The organism is Acinetobacter ursingii DSM 16037 = CIP 107286, assembly GCF_000368825.1.
Lineage (GTDB): Bacteria > Pseudomonadota > Gammaproteobacteria > Pseudomonadales > Moraxellaceae > Acinetobacter > Acinetobacter ursingii.
In genome coordinates, this window is record NZ_KB849715.1 from 311,106 (window position 1) to 333,812 (window position 22,707).

Annotated in this window: 19 protein-coding genes and 1 pseudogene; 6 read left to right on the forward strand and 14 right to left on the reverse strand. The window is 38.9% G+C overall.

What is annotated here, in order from left to right:
• Positions 1-32 precede the first annotated feature (32 nt).
• Positions 33-749, reverse strand: a complete 717-nt coding sequence (gene bfmR, locus F944_RS04515; RefSeq protein WP_004987412.1) for a response regulator transcription factor BfmR — start codon at positions 747-749, stop codon at positions 33-35.
• A 546-nt stretch (positions 750-1,295) separates the two neighbouring features.
• Here bfmR and F944_RS04520 point away from each other — a divergent pair.
• The 3 genes from F944_RS04520 to F944_RS04525 all read left to right on the forward strand — a co-directional run bounded on the left by F944_RS04520 (position 1,296) and on the right by F944_RS04525 (position 5,735).
• Positions 1,296-4,121, forward strand: a complete 2,826-nt coding sequence (locus F944_RS04520; protein ID WP_004987414.1) for a ribonucleoside-diphosphate reductase subunit alpha — start codon at positions 1,296-1,298, stop codon at positions 4,119-4,121.
• A gap of 57 nt (positions 4,122-4,178) precedes the next feature.
• The gene (locus F944_RS16700; protein WP_171063255.1) at positions 4,179-4,310 is read left to right on the forward strand and encodes a preprotein translocase subunit YajC; all 132 of its coding nucleotides are present in this window, start codon (positions 4,179-4,181) and stop codon (positions 4,308-4,310) included.
• 141 nt (positions 4,311-4,451) lie between these two features.
• The gene (locus F944_RS04525) at positions 4,452-5,735 is read left to right on the forward strand and encodes a ribonucleotide-diphosphate reductase subunit beta (RefSeq protein WP_004987419.1); all 1,284 of its coding nucleotides are present in this window, start codon (positions 4,452-4,454) and stop codon (positions 5,733-5,735) included.
• A gap of 123 nt (positions 5,736-5,858) precedes the next feature.
• Here the strand turns inward: F944_RS04525 and F944_RS04530 are convergent, their stop codons facing one another.
• The 4 genes from F944_RS04530 to F944_RS04550 form a co-directional block, all read right to left on the reverse strand.
• Complete coding sequence (locus F944_RS04530) at positions 5,859-7,700, reverse strand: UvrD-helicase domain-containing protein (RefSeq protein ID WP_004987421.1); 1,842 nt, start codon at positions 7,698-7,700, stop codon at positions 5,859-5,861.
• On the reverse strand, positions 7,687-9,021 hold the full coding sequence (locus tag F944_RS04535) for an ATP-dependent nuclease (protein ID WP_227546664.1): 1,335 nt from the start codon (positions 9,019-9,021) through the stop codon (positions 7,687-7,689). The genes F944_RS04530 and F944_RS04535 overlap by 14 nt, the downstream gene beginning before the upstream one ends.
• A 65-nt stretch (positions 9,022-9,086) precedes the next feature.
• Positions 9,087-10,225 (reverse strand): IS3 family transposase gene (locus F944_RS04540; RefSeq protein ID WP_104794622.1). Its coding sequence is split into 2 segments (ribosomal slippage): positions 9,087-9,967 and positions 9,967-10,225, totalling 1,140 coding nucleotides; the frame shifts between segments, so codons are not numbered across the junction.
• A 284-nt stretch (positions 10,226-10,509) separates the two neighbouring features.
• A complete protein-coding gene (locus F944_RS04550; protein WP_004987426.1) occupies positions 10,510-11,217 on the reverse strand; it encodes a hypothetical protein in 708 nt (235 codons plus the stop codon).
• 710 nt (positions 11,218-11,927) lie between these two features.
• Between F944_RS04550 and F944_RS04555 the strand changes: the two genes are divergently transcribed.
• Positions 11,928-13,211: a carbohydrate porin gene (locus tag F944_RS04555; RefSeq protein WP_004987427.1), complete on the forward strand. Its 1,284-nt coding sequence runs from the start codon at positions 11,928-11,930 to the stop codon at positions 13,209-13,211.
• 175 nt (positions 13,212-13,386) lie between these two features.
• Complete coding sequence (gene add, locus F944_RS04560) at positions 13,387-14,403, forward strand: adenosine deaminase (protein WP_004987428.1); 1,017 nt, start codon at positions 13,387-13,389, stop codon at positions 14,401-14,403.
• Positions 14,404-14,454: 51 nt separating this feature from the next.
• Here the strand turns inward: add and F944_RS04565 are convergent.
• From F944_RS04565 to rpe, 9 genes and pseudogenes are all read right to left on the reverse strand, one after another.
• Positions 14,455-15,092: pseudogene (locus F944_RS04565) on the reverse strand (nuclease-related domain-containing protein).
• Between the two features lie 40 nt (positions 15,093-15,132).
• Positions 15,133-15,618 (reverse strand): methylated-DNA--[protein]-cysteine S-methyltransferase, encoded by a 486-nt coding sequence (locus tag F944_RS04570; protein ID WP_004987431.1) that lies wholly within the window; start codon positions 15,616-15,618, stop codon positions 15,133-15,135.
• A gap of 11 nt (positions 15,619-15,629) precedes the next feature.
• Positions 15,630-15,950 (reverse strand): DMT family transporter, encoded by a 321-nt coding sequence (locus F944_RS04575; RefSeq protein WP_004987432.1) that lies wholly within the window; start codon positions 15,948-15,950, stop codon positions 15,630-15,632.
• A gap of 124 nt (positions 15,951-16,074) precedes the next feature.
• Positions 16,075-16,626, reverse strand: a complete 552-nt coding sequence (locus F944_RS04580; RefSeq protein WP_004987433.1) for a hypothetical protein — start codon at positions 16,624-16,626, stop codon at positions 16,075-16,077.
• 8 nt (positions 16,627-16,634) lie between these two features.
• Positions 16,635-17,588 (reverse strand): cation diffusion facilitator family transporter, encoded by a 954-nt coding sequence (locus F944_RS04585; protein ID WP_004987436.1) that lies wholly within the window; start codon positions 17,586-17,588, stop codon positions 16,635-16,637.
• 82 nt (positions 17,589-17,670) lie between these two features.
• Positions 17,671-18,549: a copper resistance protein B gene (locus F944_RS04590; RefSeq protein WP_004987437.1), complete on the reverse strand. Its 879-nt coding sequence runs from the start codon at positions 18,547-18,549 to the stop codon at positions 17,671-17,673.
• Positions 18,536-20,401, reverse strand: coding sequence for a copper resistance system multicopper oxidase (locus F944_RS04595; RefSeq protein WP_004987440.1), 1,866 nt, complete (start codon positions 20,399-20,401; stop codon positions 18,536-18,538). Before F944_RS04595 ends, F944_RS04590 begins: the two co-directional genes overlap by 14 nt.
• Before the next feature lie 46 nt (positions 20,402-20,447).
• Positions 20,448-20,849 (reverse strand): hypothetical protein, encoded by a 402-nt coding sequence (locus F944_RS04600; protein ID WP_227546608.1) that lies wholly within the window; start codon positions 20,847-20,849, stop codon positions 20,448-20,450.
• 682 nt (positions 20,850-21,531) lie between these two features.
• Positions 21,532-22,218, reverse strand: coding sequence for a ribulose-phosphate 3-epimerase (rpe, locus tag F944_RS04605; RefSeq protein ID WP_004987442.1), 687 nt, complete (start codon positions 22,216-22,218; stop codon positions 21,532-21,534).
• A gap of 194 nt (positions 22,219-22,412) precedes the next feature.
• Here rpe and F944_RS04610 point away from each other — a divergent pair, with 194 nt between their 5' ends.
• The gene (locus tag F944_RS04610) at positions 22,413-22,688 is read left to right on the forward strand and encodes a DUF2218 domain-containing protein (protein ID WP_004987443.1); all 276 of its coding nucleotides are present in this window, start codon (positions 22,413-22,415) and stop codon (positions 22,686-22,688) included.
• Positions 22,689-22,707 lie beyond the last annotated feature (19 nt).

Sequence of the window (22,707 nt, forward strand, 5' to 3'; positions counted from 1 at the left end):
TTATTGGGAGATTTTTACTAACAATGGATGTTTCATATACCATTGGTTTCTTTTACAAATAAATAGCCTTTGCTACGCACAGTTTTGATACGTTTCGGGTTCTCTGGATCATCGCCAATTTTTGGACGAATGCGTGAAATACGCACATCAATCGAACGATCCTGTCCATCGTATTCAATCCCACGCAGACGCTCAAAAATATCTTCACGAGACAGGATACGGCCTGCATTTGAAGCCAATAGCCAGAGTAAGTCATATTCCGCACTGGTGAAATCAACTAGATCACCATTCAAGGTCACTGAGCGTCCACCATTATCGATGACCAAATCATCAAATTCGATGCGCTGCGCCACTTCATCTTCAACCGTTTTATCAGTACGACGTAACAAAGCACGGATGCGCGCCAATAATACACGAGGCTGTACTGGTTTAGCCACATAATCATCTGCGCCCATTTCCAGACCCAAAACCTGATCCATATCTTCAGTACGCGCAGTTAACATCAAGATCGGAGAATGGTAATGAGGACGCACTTCTCGACAAACGGTTAAACCATCTGCACCAGGTAACATCACATCGAGTACGACAAGATCAGGCTGTTCACTGATAATACGACGAATTGCACGATTACCATCTGTTTCAACCCCAACCTCTAGTCCATTACGAATCAGATATTCCTGTGTTAGACGTGCAAGACGCTCATCATCTTCAACAATCAGAATCTTAGGTAACTTTTCTTCCTGGCTCATACAATGCCCCTATTTATATATTTAAGTGTATCTGTTTAAAATCCGACAGATAGACATGCTTCATAGAAAGCAATATACACACGTTTACATTGTAAACAAGTCCTTGTTCACCAAACTGATACACGCCAGTTGTATTTTGTTGCAATTTTATTAGCTGTTGAATTTTCAGTGATTTTATTATTTTGGTTTAAAAATTACCACTTATCTTAATTCGCTAAATAGTACGTATAAATATTAAACAAATTATTTCTATAGCCGCTTTTTAAGCCTGTAAATGTCTGTTTTTTGAGTTATCCACATAGTTATCTATACGTAATTTTTTAGGACTTTGCTAAGCTATGCATCGCAGAATCAGACAGATAATGAATGAATAAAAAATTAATAAAATGTCAAGATTGATATCAGATTAAAATTCCCGTATCTTGTGTTTAAAACAAACACTAACCACTAAGTCTTGTGTTTATTCCTCAAATATCGAGCCACCTTTTTGCCCGATTGAAACGGTCCAATGAACATAACTATAGATGACAATGGAGCTATGCTGACATGAGCGTAATCACTTCAACTCCTGGCCAACTTCAGGTGATTAAACGCACTGGGGAAGTTGCTGTATTTGATGCAGAGAAAATTTCCGTTGCGATTGGTAAAGCATTTCTGGCGGTCGAAGGACAACAAGGTGCAGATTCAAGCCGTATTCACGACCGTATTACTCAACTTACAGAAATGGTCATGAATACTTTCAATCGTCGCTTACCTTCTGGCGGTACGATTCACATTGAAGAAATTCAGGATCAGGTTGAACTGGCCTTGATGCGTACAGGCGAACAAAAAGTTGCGCGTGCCTATGTCATCTATCGTGAACAACGCGCTAATGCCCGTCAACAGGCCGGTGCAAATCATCACCCGACTTTACAGATTACGGATGCTAATGGTCAGCTCCAGCCATTAGATCTCGATGCGCTATCAGCAGAAGTTGAGAAAGCGGCTGAAGGTCTGGAAGGGATTGATGTTCAAGCGATTGTCGATGAAACAGTTAAAAACTTATATAACGGCGTGAAAGCGAGCGATATTGCCACGACAATGATGATGGCAACACGTACCCGCATTGAACATGAGCCAAATTATACATATGTCACTGCGCGTTTATTGCGTAATGAACTGGTTGCCAAAGGTCTTGAATTTTTAGGTTTACCTGAAGATACGCTTGAAAGTGATGCGCTTGAAATCTTCCTGAAAAAAGGGGTTGAACTTGAGTTACTCGACCCAGAATTATTAAACTTTGATCTTGCCAAACTTGCAGCAGCAATCAAACCAGAGCGATCAAATCAGTTTACTTATTTAGGTTTACAAACACTATACGACCGTTACTTTATTCACTCAGATGGCATTCGCTACGAACTTCCACAATTGTTCTTTATGCGTGTTTCCATGGGGCTGTCCATTAATGAAGCCAATCGTGAAGAACGTGCCATCGAGTTTTATGACTTGTTGTCTAGCTTCGACTACATGGCATCGACGCCTACCCTATTTAACTCAGGCACATTGCGTCCGCAATTATCTAGCTGTTATTTAACCACCATTGGTGATGACCTCTACAACATTTATGGAGCCATGCGTGACAACGCAATGTTATCAAAATGGGCAGGCGGTTTAGGTAACGACTGGACACCTGTACGTGCCCTGAACTCTTACATCAAAGGCACCAATGGTAAATCACAAGGTGTTGTTCCTTTCCTTAAAGTCGCCAATGATACTGCGGTTGCCGTAAATCAGGGTGGTAAGCGTAAAGGTGCGGTGTGTGCGTATCTTGAAACATGGCATCTAGATATCGAAGAGTTTTTGGAATTACGTAAAAACACAGGGGATGATCGTCGTCGTACCCACGACATGAACACCGCCAATTGGGTTCCTGACCTCTTTATGCAACGTGTGTTTGAAGATGGTGAATGGACATTGTTCACTCCTTCCGAAGTTCCAGATTTGCATGATCTAACAGGTCAAGCGTTTGCTGAACGCTATGCGCATTATGAAGCGATTGCTAAAGAGCAAAACTTCCTTTACAAGAAAGTTCGCGCTCAGGACTTATGGCGTAAAATGCTGTCAATGCTGTTTGAAACAGGTCATCCGTGGATTACATTTAAAGACGTGTGTAACTTGCGTTCGCCACAGCAACATGTAGGTGTGGTTCACTCATCAAACCTATGTACTGAAATTACCCTGAATACTAATCAGGATGAAATTGCAGTCTGTAACTTAGGTTCGATCAACCTTGTACAACACGTACAAGGCGGCGCTTTAGACCGTGAAAAATTGGCACGTACCATCAAAACAGCCGTGCGTATGCTCGATAACGTCATCGACATTAACTACTATGCTGTACCACAAGCCAAAAATTCGAACCTGAAACATCGCCCTGTTGGCATGGGTATCATGGGCTTCCAAGATGCTTTATACGAAATGAATCTGGCGTATGGCTCTGATGAAGCAGTTAATTTTGCTGATGAGTCGATGGAAGTCATTAGTTACTACGCCATTCAAACTTCAAGTGATCTTGCGCTTGAACGTGGTGTTTACTCAACCTTTAAAGGTTCACTCTGGGATCAAGGTATTTTACCAATCGACTCTTTAGACCTTGTTGGTAAAACACGCCCTGAACGTATGTTTGAAGTGGATCGTACTCAACGTTTGGACTGGGATACTTTACGTACCAAAGTGCAAAAAGATGGTATGCGCAACTCAAATGTTATGGCGATTGCACCAACTGCAACGATTTCTAACATTTGTGGCGTGTCTCAATCGATTGAGCCGACATTCCAAAACCTGTATGTGAAATCTAACCTTTCTGGTGAATTCACCGTGATCAACCCTTACCTTGTTCGCGCATTGAAAGATCGTGGTCTTTGGGATAGCGTGATGGTCAATGATCTGAAACATTTTGAAGGTTCAGTACAAAAGATTTCACGTATTCCAGAAGAACTGAAAGCGATCTTTGCCACTGCATTTGAAGTTGAGCCACGCTGGATTGTGGATGCTGCCTCACGTCGTCAAAAATGGATCGATCAGGCACAGTCGCTGAACCTGTATATTGCAGGTGCCAACGGTAAGAAACTGGATATCACTTATAAAATGGCATGGTTACGTGGTCTAAAAACTACGTATTACCTCCGAGCTTTAGGTGCAACCTCGGCTGAGAAATCCACCATCAATACTGGCGCATTAAATGCAGTTAAAGCAACTACGGTTACAGCCCCTGTTGCAGCAGTGGCTCAGGAAGTAAAGCCTGAAGTGACAGCAGAAGATGGTTTCACGACGGCGGCACCAGTGCCAATGGCTTGTTCAATCGACAATCCAGACTGTGAAGCTTGTCAGTAATGACGAACACGCAAGGAAATATCAGAACAATATTTCCTTGCACAATAAAAGGTAAAGATCATGTTACATCTCAGTCATAACTACACATTAGGTCTAGCTGTACTGATTTTTGCCTTTTTATTCTTTTACGCGCCTATGGTTTACGCTTTTTTTAAGATTCGTAATCAACAGCGTAATCAAAATAAGTAGTGGGGATATAGGTTCTATTGAATAATTTTAGAACATCTATCGACAAAACTTAATTTTGCTTACACATAATAAGCGTATAGTAATGGCATCTTCGTAGAAAGGTGTCGATAAAGATATTAACAACGAAGAGAGAATTTGATTATGTCTATCCTGAGTTGGGACGATTTCGAAGATGATTCGCAAAAACCGGCTGCACCTGAACACAAGTCTGCGCCCGTCGAACCGCAAAAAGCGCCAACTGCGCCGCTGGTATCTGATGCAGAGCCATCATCGCCGCGTGTGGCAAATGTACAACCCGCTGGAACCGCTACCAGCCGATCAACAGATTCAACCGATTCGGTGGCTCGAGCATCTGAATCCTTAAAAAATCTGGATATTACAGTGGGTCTGGAAGAGCTTGAAACGGGTGCAAATCGCGTACAAGTTGATGATAAAGCCATGATCAACTGTCGTGCGGACTTAAACCAGTTAGTGCCATTTAAGTACGAATGGGCGTGGCAAAAATATCTGGATGGGTGTGCCAACCACTGGATGCCGCAAGAAGTCAACATGAACCATGATATTGCATTATGGAAGTCTGAAAATGGTTTGACTGAAGATGAACGTATTATTATTAAACGTAATCTTGGCTTTTTCTCGACTGCGGATTCTTTAGTTGCCAATAACTTGGTTCTGGCGATTTATCGTTTAATTACCAATCCTGAATGTCGTCAGTACATTTTACGTCAGGCATTTGAAGAAGCGATTCATACGCATGCCTATCAATATTGTATTGAATCTTTGGGTATGGATGAAGGCGAAATCTTCAACATGTATCATGAGATTCCAAGTGTGGCGCGTAAAGCAGCTTGGGGCTTGAAATATACGCAATCTTTGAGTGATCCAAAATTTGAAACAGGCACACCTGAAACTGATCAGCAATTATTACGTAATCTGATTGCATTTTATTGTGTACTTGAGGGAATTTTCTTCTACTGCGGCTTTAGTCAAATTTTGAGTATGGGTCGTCGTAATAAAATGAACGGTGTTTCTGAACAGTTCCAGTACATTTTGCGTGATGAATCCATGCATGTGAACTTTGGTATCGATATGATTAACCAAATCAAGATCGAGAATCCGCATTTGTGGACAGCCGAGTTCCAACAAGAAGTCATTCAAATGATTCTTGAAGGTACCTTGCTTGAAATCGAATATGCGCGTGACACGATGCCACGTGGTGTATTAGGCATGAATGCAGCGATGATGGAAGAATATTTAAAATTCATCTGTAACCGTCGTTTGGCTCAGCTTGGTTTACCTGAACAGTATCCAGGTGTAAATAATCCATTCCAATGGATGTCTGAAATGATGGATTTGCGTAAAGAGAAGAATTTCTTCGAGACTCGTGTGACAGATTATCAGACTGGTGGGGCGTTGAGCTGGTAAGTTAAAATCTCCGCCGTCACGCGACACATGAGTTGACATTTACGACACATGTAACGACATTACGCGACACATGTAATGACACTGAAATAAAAAATCCGACGTTTAGTCGGATTTTTTATTTATTTAAATTAAATGTATTTCACTTTCATCGAACCATTCTTTTTCAATTAATTTACCCTTTAAAAGCTCAGAGTTTTTCGTATAGCAAACCACAGCTAAACTCTTCTCAGCTCTACTACAAATTACATAGAAAAGTCTACGAGTGCGAGACAATGCATTATCCTCTCCTTGAGCTTCGTTCTTTTTATCACTATCACTTAAACTTTTAATACCTAAAAATTTATCATAGTTAAATAAAAAACCTCCAGCTTCATCATCATCTAATATCGCCATGACCCTCTCAAACTGCAATCCTTTAACTCCTTGATGAGTATCGAATGCCGAACTTCCATCTATATAAGATGCATATTTAAATAGTTGATCTATTTTTGCATCTAAGGCTTGACTATACGCAATAAGTTCGGAGGAGCTACTGTCTGCATCTACAGCATAATTATCTAAAATTAATGCCTGTATTAATAATGGTGGAATGTTCAAAAGGTTAGTCTGATAAATATAATTGAGAATAATCTTTATAGAGTTACTACTATCCATCAAGAGATCAAACAACTCATTTTTTTTATCTCTTATATTTTTCAAATAACTCAACTGATCTTCCACAGTAGAGAAATCAAGAAAAATATCTGAACTACTCCTCAATATCCTTATGATATTAAAGTTATTTTTAGATTTTACAGAGTTAATAAATTCACAAAAAGTACCCACTAAAAATCTTAAAGACTGAGTATCAGCGGCACTCAATTTACTTCGTAATGCCGAATCATATAATGGTTTATAGAACTTATGAAATCCAGAACGAGTTGCAGCCATGTGATGCTCTAAAATTAAGGTTTTTATCTCAGACCTTATATTCCATTTATCATCATTGGTTATTTCTCTCATTGTTTTGCATATTTCATCTTCAACTAACAATTTATCTAAATTCGGCTTATTTGTATCAACAATTAAACAGCGAGCAAATCCATTATGATTAACTTTAGATTCTTGTTGAAATTTATCGGCATCGAATCTTACTTTATTAATTAATGTCACTACTCTTTTCGGACATCTCCAGTTCTCAATCTTTTCTGGGCGTTTCCAATTTTCAGGAATAAACTTACTTAAATCTTTCTTATTATTAGTAAAAATTCGCTGCATATTATCACCAAATAACCCTATTACAAACTGACTATGAAATTCAATTTGCGTTTGGACTAATGCATCAATAACTTTTTCATAGGTATCTTGAGCTTCATCTAAAAATAGAATAGGAAATTTATTCACCAAAATTTTTCTAAATGACTTCTTTTCTACTAATAATTTTGAAAAGATGTCTATAACTTCTGAGTGTTCTAATGAACTTTCTTCAACATTTGAATAATTTGGATTGTAATTAAAGCATCTAGTTGATTCTAATGAAGACAATCTTTTTAAAGACTTCCTAATTCTCTCTTGTCTACCGATACTGGTTTTATTATTTAAATCTCTAGATTTTTTTAATGCCTTTTCCTCTTCATTAATAATTTCCTTCAAATTCTCTTTAATAATATCTTTAATCTCCTTTGTAAAGGGTGATATTAAACTCCAAGCAAAGCTATGTATTGTACTGACAAAAAAATTATTATCAAAATTTACCCGCTCTTTAATTTCATCACAGGCAGCATTTGTATATGTTATAACAGCAAGTTTTTTATTTTCTCTACCAAGAGATAAAAGAATATCTTCCTTTATTTTATTTAATACCTGATGTAATGTATGGGTTTTTCCAGCACCTGCACCTGCATATAGAATGAAACTTTGTGGAGGAGATGAAGATACATAATCAAATATTAAATCTTCTAAAACTAAAGAATTAACAGACTTCATTAGCTTCTCCTTGCGCTAAATCGTCAATACCTAATATTTTATTTTCTAGCCAAGTTAACCCCTCATCAATATATCTTGGTGTTTTTAAATCCTTTGGCTCCAGACCATAAATTAAATCCATAGCCATATCAACTTTATTGCTTTCTAGGGCTGAAAAAATACTCTGTCTAAAATCATTAAAATCCTCACAACCTTCAGCTTTCATCATTTTTAACAAAACGCCAGTCGCTTTTATACGAGGATCATCTTTATCAACATCTTTTTTAAAAATAGTGTTGATCCAAGTTCTATTTTCAAAATAAATAGACTCCTCAAATGTGTAAGGAAATACTATTTTATTTTCATCATTAAAATTCAAAGAAACTTGAGTCTGATAACTTACCCTTATATTACCATTAGTTTTGTCTTCATATTTTAAACTTAACAAATCATCAATTTTCTCCTTGATAGGAAACCATGTTTTTAAAGTATCATTATTTGTTAATTGATTTGCATTAGGTAAAGGTACACACTTTTTATATTTTACTTTTTCAGCATTATTATTATTATTCATTTTAATATTCCCATCTTCATCCGTCTGAATTTCCATTCTAACTGAATCTAGATCTGTAATAATCAAACACGGTAAGGCAAGTTTTTCAATTAAATTTTTTAATCGATGTGCATGCGCTCCCCCAACTGAGAGTATAGAGATATAACTGCTATTAAGTTTAGGAAAGTGATTCTTAATGAAATGCGGTAATAATAACCTTTCAGCATCGCCTTCGACTAAGATAACCCCATTTGCAAAAAATAAATCGCAATGAGTAGTTCTAATATATCGAGTTACAAACTTCTCATTCTGTGATGAATTTTCATCAAAAGTTCTAGAAAGATCTACTACTTCTGCATGTGGTATCGCATCACTATTTTTCCTTTTAAAGTAACGCAGATTTGAAAAGTCTAGTTCTCGAGCTAAATAACTTGAATGAGTACTTACCAATAATTGTGTTCCACAATGACTAGGTTGACCTAGACACAAGGTCTCATATGCTTTCTTTATAAAGACTTGCTGTACTTGGGCATGTAAATGAGCTTCTGGTTCTTCAATAAGAACTAAATGTAAAGGCTCTATGGGCTCTTGATCTAATTTATTCTTGCGTAACCAAGTTTCACGAAAATCTATCAATGTTAAAGTAATAGAAATTAACCTTCTGAAACCTAGTCCATTCAATCCCTCAGGAATTCTAATTTCCTCTTCACCATCATTATTAATCTTAAAACGTATTGCACTTTCATGACCTAATGTCTCAATTTGGTCAATCTTACTGGAAATACTAATATTAGGATCATTTTTACTTCCAGGGTAACCTGGACTGCTCCCAGTATCCTAGACATGAGACAGCTTCATTTTGAAGCTGCCTCAAATGCTTCTGGGCTCATCCCATCGAGATGCGAATGACGCCTGATTCGATTGTAAAACATCTCGATATAATCAAACACATCTGCACGAGCCATTTCTCGTGTTTTATAGATTCGCTTTTTAATTCTTTCCTTCTTTAAGCTGCTAAAAAAGGATTCAGCAACAGCATTATCCCAACAGTTTCCCCTCCGGCTCATACTTGGAACCAAATTATGCTTCTGACAGAATTTCTGCCAGTCTCCGCTGCTGTATTGTGAGCCTTGGTCTGAGTGTATGATCACAGGTTCATTGGGTCTGCGTCGCCATACTGCCATAAGAATTGCATCTAAAACGATATCCTTGGCAAGCGTAGGTTTCATTGACCAACCGATGACTTTCCTTGAATATAAATCGAGAACCACAGCCAAATATAACCAGCCTTGCCAAGTGCGGATGTAGGTAATATCAGTCACCCACGAGGTATCAGGTGTGTTTACAACAAACTCTCGATTTAAATGGTTAGGTGGCACAATCTGCGGACGACCACGACCATAGCTTTTATGCTTCTTATATCCTCGAACAGCGGCAATGGCATTGTTCTTCATGATCTTCAGCACACGATTAGGCCCACAGTTTTCACCTAGCTCTTTAAGATCCAGTGTGATGCGACGATAACCGTAGATACCATAACTGGCATCATAAGAAGAACGGATGAGCTGTAATAAGCGCTTATCTTCAATAGTCCTGCCTGATTCAGGTTCATGCAACCAGGCGTAATAGCCAGCACGAGCAATCTTCAGAACCCGACACATCGTTTTAATCTTAAATTGATGGCTGTATTCAAGGATAAATTGATACTTTACTCGGGCAGGCTTGCAAAGTACCTTGCGGCCTTTTTTAAGATATCCCGTTCCTCTTCAGTTTGTTTGAGCTGACTTTTAAGGCGTAGAATTTCTTTCTTTGCTTCGAGCAGTTCATGTTCATCAGAGTTATTATGTAAAGGCTGTACTGCCTTTAGCCATTTATAAATGCTGTGCTGTGATACACCTAAACGTTCTGCAACATCGGTGACAGAATATCCACGTTCAGTAATCAATTTGACAGCTTCATCTTTAAATTCTGGGGTGTATCGTTGTCCACTCATAAGGTTCTCTCCTATGCAAAAAGAATAGACGATATTTGTCTAGGAGAATGGTGGCAGTCCAAGAATAGACGATATTTGTCTAGGAGAATGGTGGCAGTCCAAGAATAGACGATATTTGTCTAGGAGAATGGTGGCAGTCCAAAAGATGGTTTTGTGTGTCAATAATTTTGGTGGCTACTCAAATAGCTATCTAATTATAAAAAATAAAAATTAAGAATCTGACTTCATAAAATATGATGTACTTGAAACGAAATAGCCATGTTAGTTATTTCTAATCTATTTTATTATTTAAGGTCACATAAAAATAATTGCCATGCATCACTCAATTGAGCTTCATCTAGAGCTTTCTTGAGTTCATCAGACATAAAAATTGAGTGATTTAATTCTGGATCTTGCCATAAATCGACATCACATGCTAAAACTTCTTTCTCTACTGCTATCGCATAATCAGCATAATCAGCATGGTATAAGCTAAAAAGTTGGTAACCTTCATGCTTGGTATATGAACGTTTGTCCAACTCTTGTGTACAGTATTCTGGGCATAAATAGCTTTTTAGCTCAACAATATTGAAAAAATAGTAAGTCTGAGCATTTACAGGTTCATTTAATTGAATATCAAAAAATGACAATGGATAAAGTACACTTTCCCCTAAACGAAATTGTTTTAGTACATTTGCACATGCTTCAGTGACAATCACAAAGCCATCTTGGGTACGAAAAAAACTTGGTAATTTAACTGTTTTGCTAAAACCATGTGCATATAAAATAGTCGGCACATTGGCTAGGTCTAGCTTTTCAGCTTTATGGTATCTTTTAATTATTTCTATACTCTTTTGAGTCATTTCATTTTTTTTCTCTTTTTCCTCTGCCGATGCTCCCATTTTATTTAGTTTATTAAACTCAGGATAGTTAAATAAACCAGGGAAAGATAATTCAAATACTCGATAGTTTTCATCAAACATAATAGTGGTAGTCCATACTTTGTCAGACATAATTCTCTCTTTTAGGTTTTGGTAAGGTTAGAGCTGGAATAGTAGCATTGAGCCTATTTTTTATAAGTTAAACACTCTAGTTCTACGACAAAATTTGTCGTTTGAAAAATAAGCTATCAGCTCCGTTCGTTTTATATATTAATTACAAACAGACGTATTTTTAACAAAAAACTAAAATTACTTTACATAAGTTTCACAATTACTGCTTTTCATGAATTTATGTGCTCTTATCAAAATGACACCAAATGTGTCACTTCTTTGTGATAGTGACATGGGCTGTGTCGTTATATTTTCTCATCATGTGTCGCAAAGATTGCTAAGTTTTTGAGTTTAACAATTCAAAAATGATAGAGGATGTGTCGCCTAACGGACCGTCAGGCGACACATCAGTTGTCATTAATAAGAAATATAATACACCCAGTAAGTAATCTAGGTTTCTTACTGGGGACTTTAAAAATATATTATGGACTACCACCATTCTTCTAGAAAATATGGTCTTTTTTCAGATTTTCTAAAAAAAATTCTAAATGAAATACTTATAACAACTTTAAATCAAATTATTCATAAAAACTAAACCGTTCAGTCAAATATTAAATATGAAAATTCAAGTGAATTTTTGTTGATTAAATTTTAAAACATGGTTAGATTTTTCAAACTCATTGTTGATAAACAATGAATGGACAAATTTTAAGTATGCGTGGTTGAGTCAAATGAAAATTCAGGGACTGAAACAAATAAGCTTTGCTAGCTTTGTGACAGCAATAACATGTTTTAATTTAAGTCATGCGGATGATGCTTTCAGTCCTCAAAGCAAGTATTTGTTTGGTGACTGGAATGGAAAACGGACAGAGCTCGCCAGTCAGGGCGTAAATTTTGATGCCAATCTTTATGTCGATACCGACTATCTGGCAGATGGTGGCTATAAACCACGAGATGGTGCAACCTTCGCAAGTCAGCTCTGGTTAGGCAGTAGTCTGGATCTGGAAAAAATGTTGGGTTGGAATGGCGTTTCAGTTCGTGCCATTGTCACTGCTCGTCAGGGTCAAAGTACCAGTGTTGATAATATTTCGTATCCGGGTGCGCCACAAATGGCCAATACACAAGCCACTTGGGGTCGCGGCAATGTCGACTCTCGCTTAACTCAACTCTCGATTGAAAAGATTTTTACAGATACGGGTTGGAGTGTTCGCGTTGGTCGTATCGGTATGGGTTCATACTTTAATACGATGGGATGTGACTTCCAAAGTACCTCGTTTTGTACCGCACAAAACGGAAAATGGATGGGTAATGTCTGGTATAACGAACCCGTGGCGCAATGGGCGGGAATTGTAAAATATCGATTTACCCCTGAACTCTCTGCCCAAGTAGGTGTATTTGAGTTTAACCCGACCAATATCAAAGAGAATCAGGGTTGGAATTTAAAATCCGACCACATGGATGGTGTCACTGTCCCTGTTGAACTGCATTATCAACCTAAACAAGGGATTAACCATTTACCGGGTAGCTATCGTCTAGGTGTTTTTTATAACAATGCCGATAAAACCCAAAACAAAGATGTCATTACAGGTGAGCAGAAAGACCATGCTTATGCAGGTTGGTTTACCGCAGATCAACAATTCACTTCTGTGGATGGCGGCAAACGGGGTTTATACGGATTTACCAATATTTCCTTCCATGACACCACTGTGAATAAAATTGATAATACTCAACAAATCGGGATTCGTTATCTGGGCTTATTAGATGATCATCCCACTGATATGTTAGGCTTAGGTGTCAATCGCATTCATGTCAATGATCGTTATCGGGATGGTATCTACAACAAGAAAGCCTTAATTAATGAAGATGCTGAATACAATATTGAATTGAACTATTCGCACTATGTCACACCGTGGTTGATGTTACGCCCTGTGGTGCAATATGTCATTCAACCGGGTGCGACCGATCAAGTGGATAATGCACTGGTACTTGGTTTGACCACTAAAGTGATTTTCTAAATTTATTCTGTATTTAAAATGCCGTGATTCTAAGCTCACGGCATTTTTATTTTGAACATGCATGAATGGTCATTTTTCAACTTATCAGCAAAAAATAACATCGCCTTACTTTTTTATTTAATCCATCTCTGCCAAGATAAAAACACAATAAAACAATGCTAGAGAGGTAATGCCGATGATTTCAACAAACCTCCCCCTCACCGATATTCATCGACATCTGGATGGCAATATTCGCGCACAAACCATTTTAGATTTGGGACAGCAATATCATATTGCCCTACCCGCTCAAACGCTCGAAGAGTTACGTCCACACGTACAAGTCATGGATAATCAACCCGATTTACTCAGTTTCTTGGCAAAGCTGGACTGGGGTGTCAAGGTTTTGGCAAGTCTGGAGGCATGCCAACGGATCGCCTATGAAAATATTGAGGATGCCAAGCAACAAGGTCTAGACTATGTCGAATTACGTTTTTCTCCGGGTTATATGGGCATGACTCATCATCTGCCTTTAGCAGGTGTGGTTGAGGCGGTGATTGACGGCGTACAACAGGGTTGCCGTGATTTAGGGATTCAGGCAAATTTGATTGGTATTATGAGTCGCACTTTTGGACAAGCCGCTTGTCAGGCTGAACTCGATGCCTTACTCACCCATAAAACCCATATCACAGCTTTGGATTTGGCAGGTGATGAACTGGGATTTCCCGGAACGCTTTTTCTGGATCAATTTAAACAGGCTCGAAATGCAGGCTGGCATATTACCGTTCATGCAGGCGAAGCCGCAGGTCCAGAAAGTATCTGGCAAGCCATACAGGAACTTGGGGCAGAGCGTATCGGGCATGGTGTCAAAGCTATTCATGATCCAAAGCTGATGGATTATCTAGCTGAGCATCAGATCGGGATTGAATCGTGCATCACATCAAATGTACAAACCAGCACGGTCAGTTCAATTGAAAAACATCCCATCAAGGACTTTTTACAACATGGGATTTTGGCGACGATCAATACCGATGATCCTGCGGTAGAAGGCATTGAAATTCAGCATGAATATCAGGTTGCAGCACCACAAGCAGGTTTAACCGAAGATCAAATCCGAACTGCGCAGGAAAATGGTCTCAAAGTGGCTTTTTTATCTGAACAGGAAAAGCAATTATTAAAAAATCAGGCTTTGGCTCGTCAACATGAAGTCGCATAATTTTTAAAACGTACAAACCGTATCTTATAAATGGCTATGAAATGTAGCCATTTATTGAGATATATTCGTTGTCACTGAATTTTTCTGTTGCAAGTTAGCAATATGTGTACGATTGGTTTTCCATGAAGGCTCCAATATTTCTTTTTCGATCCGATATTTAATGCGTTTTTGTTTCATAGTTGGAATCACCTCCTGATTAAATTTTTTCACATGTGTGATCCAATCTTTACCCCGACAAACATGTTCAGGCATGACGGTTTTAAACTCGCTACGTGATGTAAATACAATGACTGAATGTAGATATTCAGGAGCAACCACATCTTCAAGAATTTGCTCCAATACTTTTAAATGCTTGAAGTTCTGATGAATTGGGTTTTGAAAACGATAACTTTTTTATAGATTTTTTGCGTCCATTGTTTTTGATTAATACTGCCAAAAATCCAGCCTGTATAATTTTTAGTTTCTATAATAAAAACGCCATATGGGCTAATCAAAATATGATCAATTTGTGTTGTTCCGTTTTGCTCATCGGGAATCGTGCAGTTATTCAGCATGATATATTCTTCGCCTAAATGTCGTTTCGCATGATCAATCACCATACTCTCACCCATTTTCCCTTTAAATGCAGGCGAAGATAGATAAGCAACAATCCCCATGATAACAATGAAAAAAACGATATATAAAAACATCTCATTATCCTTATTTTATAGAGGTGACAGTTTAGCTAATTCAAATATTATTCAATTCCAAACGCAGTAAAATTTCTTTTTTATCTAAACCGCCTGCAAACCCTACCAATGCTCCTCCCGCTCCAATTACACGATGACAAGGTGCGATAATTGAAATCGGATTTTTACCATTGGCAGCCCCTACAGCGCGAACTGCTTTTTCATTACCAAGTTGCTGGGCAATTTGTTTATAACTGCGAGTTTCCCCATAAGGAATCGTCAGTAAGGCACTCCAGACTTGTTTCTGAAAATCTGTTCCTTCAAAATCAAGTAGAATATCAAATACCTTGCGCTGACCTGAAAAATACTCGATTAATTGCTGTTGGGTATTCAATAAAATCGGATGGGATACATCTTCAATTAATTCAGCCAGACGTACTCTTTTTGGGTTTTCATTGTCCCAAAGAATAGCCACCAAAGCCTGCTCATTCGCCACTAATTTAAGCTGTCCCACAGGCGAAGCCATATAACAATAAGATAACTGCATACCAAATAACCTTAAGTAGGTGATGACAGTTTCATGAGCACGAGACCTGAGACGATTAAAATCGCAGCCATCATGCGCATTGCTCCCATAGGTTCATGCAAAATCAAAATACCCACGATAAAAGAACCAATGGCACCAATTCCTGTCCAGACTGTATAAGCCGTACCAAGCGGCAAGCTCCGCATTGAAATTGATAATAATATGACACTCAATACCATAAATACGATGGTAATGACACTTGGCAGCAAACGGGTAAAACCGTCTGACATTTTCATCGAATATGCCCAGATGACTTCAAAAAGTCCCGCCAAAATTAAGATTGCCCAAGCCATTTTATGCTCCATAATCAGGCGTCAGGTCGTCCTGACATTGTTTCCCTCATCTGGGGGAGGTCGTTCCTCCAAAACGATGATTATAGTCAATTTAATCGGGATGACCAATTTTGATTTTGAAACGTCATTGTTCACGCCAAATAATTTGATCCACTCGCATCAACTCACACGCCCCCGCACCCGTATCCTCACGTGATAAGGAACTTCGCCAACGCCAGCCATCGCTTGACTGAATTTCGATTAAAGCACCTTTGAGGAAAACTAAATCATCTTTTTTTAGCTGCTGTAATTGTTTGGCAATCTCTGGCGTTGCAGGAACCAGATGCATATTGGCACTGTGTGTCGAAATATCATTCAATGAAATTGGAGGAATTGAATCAATACGCCAATGGTACCAACGATTGCCTTGTGAAATATCAATCTGTTTATAAATACTGGGATTTGCCATTTCGCCCCATCCCACCGCAATATCCATCGGTGAAAATTGAGCCTCTCTCCCAGCGTGATAGTCCTCACGTGACAAAACCCTGAATGTTCCTTCATAAGGCTGTAATTGTTGAATATGAATGTTGTGATCTGAACTAAAGGTCTGAATATCGGGCGCTGGTTTTATCCATGTTGTCCAAGCGCCCCACGCGACCGCGATGATCAATAAAAAGTACATCCATTTACGCATTTGTGTACTCAATATTTTGATGGTTTCAGTGCGAGTTTATTTAAAATCAGAATATTAAACACTCGTAAAAAAATTAAAAATATCACCAACATGGCCATCATCAAATCAATACTTATGTTCTGTGTGAGTTGAAGTAGCACACCAGCCATCACCAACGTGATTGCAATTGTTACATCCATATTGCGCACTAAATGACTCCAGTGCAAAGGTCGATTTTTAATATAGTCTTTAGCAATCAAATAACGCGATAAAATAGTCGCTGTCAGGATCACCAATCCTTGCAACAGCACAAATCCCGCCAATGCAACCTGTGCATTAAAATAATCATATACAATGCCGATCATTAAAGCAGTGGCTGCGACCAGTTCAAACCACGCCAATGCCTGAATTAATCTATTTCGAAGCAAAGGCTCAATCACGATGGCATTATTGGCGACCAAATAAATCACGGCATCCATCAGGATCAACAAACTCATCGCCAAGAGACTAAACGAGGTCGCCAGAATTGCCATACACAAAGTGACCAGACACAAAATAATATAAATCGAAGATAGCCACGACAGGATTTGCGTGGTTTTGATCACGGGTTTTAAGGTGGTGGTGACAGGCACAAAATTAGATAGCGTTTGTTGATAATCCGCCTGTTTCACTTTGTTCTTTAATAAACTGGTCAATACCTCTACTTCACCATCATGGAAAATGGCCATATGTTGAGTTTGATGATCCATCTCAATATATTTGACCTGATGACATTGCACCAAAGCCTTGCGCAATTCACGTTCATGCGCCATATCCAGTTGGGGAATATAGTAATAACTCACCCATTCCGACTGAATATTGTCTTGTTCTGAAAAATCATATTCATCATCTGCAAGTAAATTGCCGTCTGTGTGTAACTCCCGTTGCGATTGAAAAAAAGCATTTGAAAGTAAAAAGCGTTGGTACTGTTGTTTTAGGCTCATTGACGCACCAGATTAGATGCAAAAAGAATGTCATCAGGTTAATTGTGATGACATTCTATACAGCTTTATTTTGACGAATCAATTAAAACTTGAAAGTAATCCCTGCACCATACAGCCAGCCCGATTCTGAACTGGTTGCAACTTGACGACTGGTTTCACGATCCCCTTTTTCATAACGATAGGCGACATCAATAAACGGCATTACTTTTTTGCTGATCTCATAACGGGTTTGAACGCCTGTTTGCAAAGAGCTTAAGCCTGTCTTCTTTGCATTATCAGATTCATCCCGAATTAAAACATCCGCTTTAAGATAAGGTTGAGTAATGAGCTTTTGCGTCAGCAAAATGTCGCGCTCAGTTTCCAGACTTAAGCTGACATGTTGATCTTGACCGACATAAATATAGGCATCAGTTTCAAAGAAATATGGGGCTAAACCATGTAGACCAAATGCTGCATCCACCGCTTCCTGACGATGTGCCTCAAAGGCTTCACTGCGATAACGCAAGCCGACTTGAGCATCCCAAAAATCAGCAATGTTTCGGCTATATAATGCCGAAATCGCATAATCAGCTTTCTCAGATTCTGACTTTTCACTGTGAGCTTTGATGAAAAGTTTATTTTGATCTGTGCCAATCCAGGTTTCCAGTTCAGTATTAAACTCGCCCTGCCCGTGTTTATCCAATCGCCATTGATTGTCCAGTTTCGTTGCCTGATAAATTTGTCCGCCATGTTCACGGCGATGATCATGATCTGAATGATCATCAACACTCACATTTGAAGGTACTTCACTATTTGTCTGCACTTTATTTTTTTCTGGCATTGGCATTTCAGTATGATCTTGACCATCCGACATCGACATATTGGACATCATCATGTCATGTCCTTCATGAGCAAAAGCCCATGAGCTCATCATAAAGCCTGTTGAGAACATCAACACAGTCATCATTTTAGTGGTGCGCATGTTGATCTCCTTGAACAGGTTGTTCAGTATTTTCAGATAAAACTTTAGGCAGTGTATATTGATCGACTTTTGCCACAATCAGTTTATTCATCATGCCCGCCGACATGTGGTACAACAAATGACAATGAATCGCCCATTCACCTAATTCATCTGCGGTCAAAAGTGCTGTCACTGTTTTACCGGGCGGCACAATGAGGGTGTGTTTATTTGGAAGATTTTGTATAGATTGACCATTTTCCAATTGTACAAACATGCCATGCAAGTGCATTGGATGTGCCATCATGCTGTCATTAATAAATTTCAGCCGAATTCGCTCTCCATATTTGACCTGTAAAGGTTCAGCCTCATTATATTTTTTGCCATTCATGGTCCAGATATAACGTTCCATATTTCCGCCCAAACGAATCACTAATTCTTTGGTCGGCTGACGCGTATCTGTTTGTGGGGTGAGTGATTGTAAATCCTGATATCGCAATGCCTTTGCACCTTGTGGAGTCGAAGCATTGGCCCAACCTTGTACGGTTTGCTTTGACTCGAATAGGGTTTGCGGATGAGAGGTCTCATGTTGCATCATTTCCTGATGCGTCATTTGCTGATGTGATATTTCTTGCGTCATCTGTTTATGTGACATCGCATCATGATCCATGTGTTCTGACATATCTGGCATCGATGACAATTTGGTTGATGAAGGTTCGGATGTATGAGACATCTTCTGCGACATTGGCATTGACATAGCAGCGTGATCTGTATGTTCTGAACTATCAGACATGTTGCCATGTCCCATGTCTTGCATTGTGAGCAATGCACGTGGTCGTGCGTCTGGAATGGTAATCTGCTGTGGTGCAGGCATCGCCACATTTTGCAGACTTGCCAATGCAAACCCACTCCGATCAATCGACTCAGCCTGTATTTGATAATGCGCGGCTTTCGGCTCAACAATCACATCATAAGTTTCTGCTGTCCCAATTCGAAATTCATCCACTGGGACAGGCTTGACAGCTTGCCCATCAGCACTGACCACGGTCATTTTCAAGTTGGGAATACGCACATCAAAAAATGACATCGCAGATGCATTGATAAAACGTAATCGAACTTTTTCACCCGAAGTAAATTCGCCAGTCCAGTTCTGTTCTGGCGTTTTACCATTGACCAAGAAAGTATAGCCTGTGACATCTGACAGATCGGTTTTCAGCATCCGCATCTGATTCCACATTTTACGATCTTGCCACGTGGCTTTCAGCCCTTGTTGTTTGACCTGTTGCAATACATCGCCCAAGGTTTCACGCTGATTTTGATAATATTCGGCAGACTTTTTCAGATTTTTCATCAATGTTTCACTCGATGAATCATGAAAATCTGACAGCATCACCACATAATCCCGTTTAGTTTGTTCCTGTGCTGTCAATGGCTTGTTATCTTTAGGATAGACAATAAAAGCGCCATATAAGCCATCCTGCTCTTGTCCCTTACTATGCGCGTGATACCAATACGTTCCGTTTTGACGGATTTTAAAACGATATTCAAATGAACCGTCAGGTTTGATGCCTTGAAAGCCATTAAACCCAGGTACGCCATCCATAATGCCGGGCAACAATAAACCATGCCAATGAATCGAAGAATCCTGATTTTTCAGGCTATTATGAACATGAATAACCGCTTCATCACCTTCTTCAAATTCAAGTTTGGGAGCAGGAAACTGACCATTAACGGTAATTCGCTGAACAGGTTTTCCCGTGATATTGACGGTTTTTTCAGCAATATCCAAATGGTATTCTTTGACCGCCGCTAGACTAAACGGCGAAATAGCCAAACACAGTCCTGTAAAAAGGACATTTTTTAATAAAATAGACATGACTAACCTCAAAATTTAAAACTGAATATTTAGTTTGAATTTGAGATTAGGCTTTGGGTGGTCTGAGAATTTCTTGCCAGAAACCAGAAAAATGCTGGCCTCTATAATCCGTATGAGAATCTGAGATGGCAGCAAAGACAGTTTGTTGCGGCAATGTTGGAATCACATGTTCAACATACGTATTTAGATTTTGACAATGTAACTGATGACAATCCTGACAGGACTGTGCGGCGTTAGAAGCATGTAAGGAAGTTGGTTGATCACAATGCAGCATACTTGTATTGGCATGTTTTAAATCATGCGACGCATGCGCTGCTTTTGTAGCTTGCATGCCCATGTGATGACACGATGATTGATCAGAAACATGCGACATCGATTGAGCAGTCTGTTGCATCATAGAGGCATGCATATTTTTGACTGAAGCAACAGCCACACCACTCCAGCTCATGATAAAAACCATAAGCAACACAAACCAAGTCTGTCTGCGCTGAGCTAGATGCAAACTGAATATCCTCAAAAATACATTGATCAGTCGATATATAAACACAGCATAACCAAGTTTATGACTTGATACAAATCTGAATCATTTTATCCCCATCCATCAAGGATAAAACTGTTTTTCAATTCTGGAACGTTGATGAGCATCAGTAGATAAAATAGGCCGATTTTGACGTTTTTTATCTACATTTTATGAGGATTTATTTTGATCATTTTCTATTTTTTAATCAATAACCGTGACATGACTCACAGATTAAAAATAAAGCAAAATAAATGACTTAAATCGCATAAAAATAAATCAGATCGAATGAGTTTTATACAGATTTTATGGATTTTTTAAACGATTGATATCGTTTTGATTATTCTATCAGCAGCTTATCCACCGCCTTATCAACATAGTTATCCAGAGAGTTATAAACAAAGTTATCCACATGAGCGGTAAATAAAGTATTACTTTATTTCTGGCGTAAGACGAATAGTTTTGCGCTATGAGTAAAGACAATAGTCAACGCTTTACTGAGAATGCAATACAGCGGGCTTTGTTGTATATCTAAGAAAAAAGGAAAATAAAATATTACGCACCATATAAATGCTCATACTGTGCGTAATAATGATGATATCGAAAAGAAGGATTAAGCGTTTTGTGCACCAACTTTCGCTAATTCAGCACGCATTTCATCAATGACCGTTTTATAATCTGGTTTTCCAAAAATCGCTGATCCTGCCACAAACATGTCTGCACCCGCTTCCGCAATTTCACGAATATTAGCAGGCCCAACCCCACCATCGACTTCTAAACGAATATCGCGACCACTGGCATTAATCAGTTGACGTGCCTGACGGAGTTTTTCTAAAGTCATCGGAATAAATTTTTGACCACCAAATCCAGGGTTAACACTCATTAGTAAAATCTGATCAACTTTATCCAATACATAATCTAAATAGTGTAAAGGTGTTGCAGGATTAAAGACCAAGCCCGCTTTAGCCCCTCCAGCCTTTATTAACTGTAAGGAACGATCGATATGATCGGAAGCTTCAGGATGAAACGTAATAATATCCGCGCCTGCTTCAATAAAATCGCCAATCATACGATCGACTGGCGAAACCATCAGATGCACATCAATGGGCGCCTTGATCCCATAATTTTTTAAGGCCTTACACACCCCTGCACCAAAAGTTAAATTGGGTACATAGTGGTTATCCATCACATCGAAATGCACCACATCCGCACCTGCCTCCAATACTTTTTCAACATCTTCACCTAAACGTGCAAAATCAGCAGAGAGAATAGAGGGTGCAATTAAATAAGGCTTGGACATGCGGGACCTGGCAAATAGCAAACAAAACGTGATTATAACAAAAACTGACTTTGCTGTGGATCAAACTCAAAACTCAGCATTGCGGTCAATTGCAAAAAAATAACACTCTGTTTTATTTTCTCTATCGATTTCAGCGTTAAATTTGTTAGGGTAATTCCTATTTTCTCAACCATCTTTTATAGGTGTAAGCGTTTATGCAAAGCTCGACCTCGATTAGTACCCCAGAAGCACGACGAATTGCAAAACGTCTGCTCAATCATTGGAAACATAAATTTGAAGTCGCGGAGTCAGAGCAGGATTATAAAATTTTTATGCCGACTGCAACTGTGACTTTGACACCGCTTGAACAACATTTAGATGTGCTGATCAGCAGTGAAAATGCAGAAGATATTCGTTTGGAAGATGTAGTCCTCGATCATTTAAACCGTATGGCACAACAAGAATTTCAGGCAGATTGGACACGGCAATAGGAGAAAAAGCTGTTCTCCT

Bases quoted from the DNA above. Each gene is read 5' to 3' on its own strand.
- F944_RS04585 (WP_004987436.1), bottom strand. From the start codon at position 17,588: ATGAGCCTAAAACAACAGTACCAACGCTTTTTACTTTCAAATGCTTTT.
- F944_RS04600 (WP_227546608.1), bottom strand. From the start codon at position 20,849: ATGAGCTGGAGTGGTGTGGCTGTTGCTTCAGTCAAAAATATGCATGCC.
- F944_RS04570 (WP_004987431.1), bottom strand. From the start codon at position 15,618: ATGCAGTTATCTTATTGTTATATGGCTTCGCCTGTGGGACAGCTTAAA.
- F944_RS04580 (WP_004987433.1), bottom strand. From the start codon at position 16,626: ATGCGTAAATGGATGTACTTTTTATTGATCATCGCGGTCGCGTGGGGC.
- F944_RS04520 (WP_004987414.1), top strand. From the start codon at position 1,296: ATGAGCGTAATCACTTCAACTCCTGGCCAACTTCAGGTGATTAAACGC.
- F944_RS04610 (WP_004987443.1), top strand. From the start codon at position 22,413: ATGCAAAGCTCGACCTCGATTAGTACCCCAGAAGCACGACGAATTGCA.
- F944_RS04575 (WP_004987432.1), bottom strand. From the start codon at position 15,950: ATGGCTTGGGCAATCTTAATTTTGGCGGGACTTTTTGAAGTCATCTGG.
- F944_RS04550 (WP_004987426.1), bottom strand. From the start codon at position 11,217: ATGTCTGACAAAGTATGGACTACCACTATTATGTTTGATGAAAACTAT.
- F944_RS04590 (WP_004987437.1), bottom strand. From the start codon at position 18,549: ATGCGCACCACTAAAATGATGACTGTGTTGATGTTCTCAACAGGCTTT.
- bfmR (WP_004987412.1), bottom strand. From the start codon at position 749: ATGAGCCAGGAAGAAAAGTTACCTAAGATTCTGATTGTTGAAGATGAT.
- rpe (WP_004987442.1), bottom strand. From the start codon at position 22,218: ATGTCCAAGCCTTATTTAATTGCACCCTCTATTCTCTCTGCTGATTTT.
- F944_RS04595 (WP_004987440.1), bottom strand. From the start codon at position 20,401: ATGTCTATTTTATTAAAAAATGTCCTTTTTACAGGACTGTGTTTGGCT.
- add (WP_004987428.1), top strand. From the start codon at position 13,387: ATGATTTCAACAAACCTCCCCCTCACCGATATTCATCGACATCTGGAT.
- F944_RS04530 (WP_004987421.1), bottom strand. From the start codon at position 7,700: ATGAAGTCTGTTAATTCTTTAGTTTTAGAAGATTTAATATTTGATTAT.
- F944_RS04525 (WP_004987419.1), top strand. From the start codon at position 4,452: ATGTCTATCCTGAGTTGGGACGATTTCGAAGATGATTCGCAAAAACCG.
- F944_RS04555 (WP_004987427.1), top strand. From the start codon at position 11,928: ATGAAAATTCAGGGACTGAAACAAATAAGCTTTGCTAGCTTTGTGACA.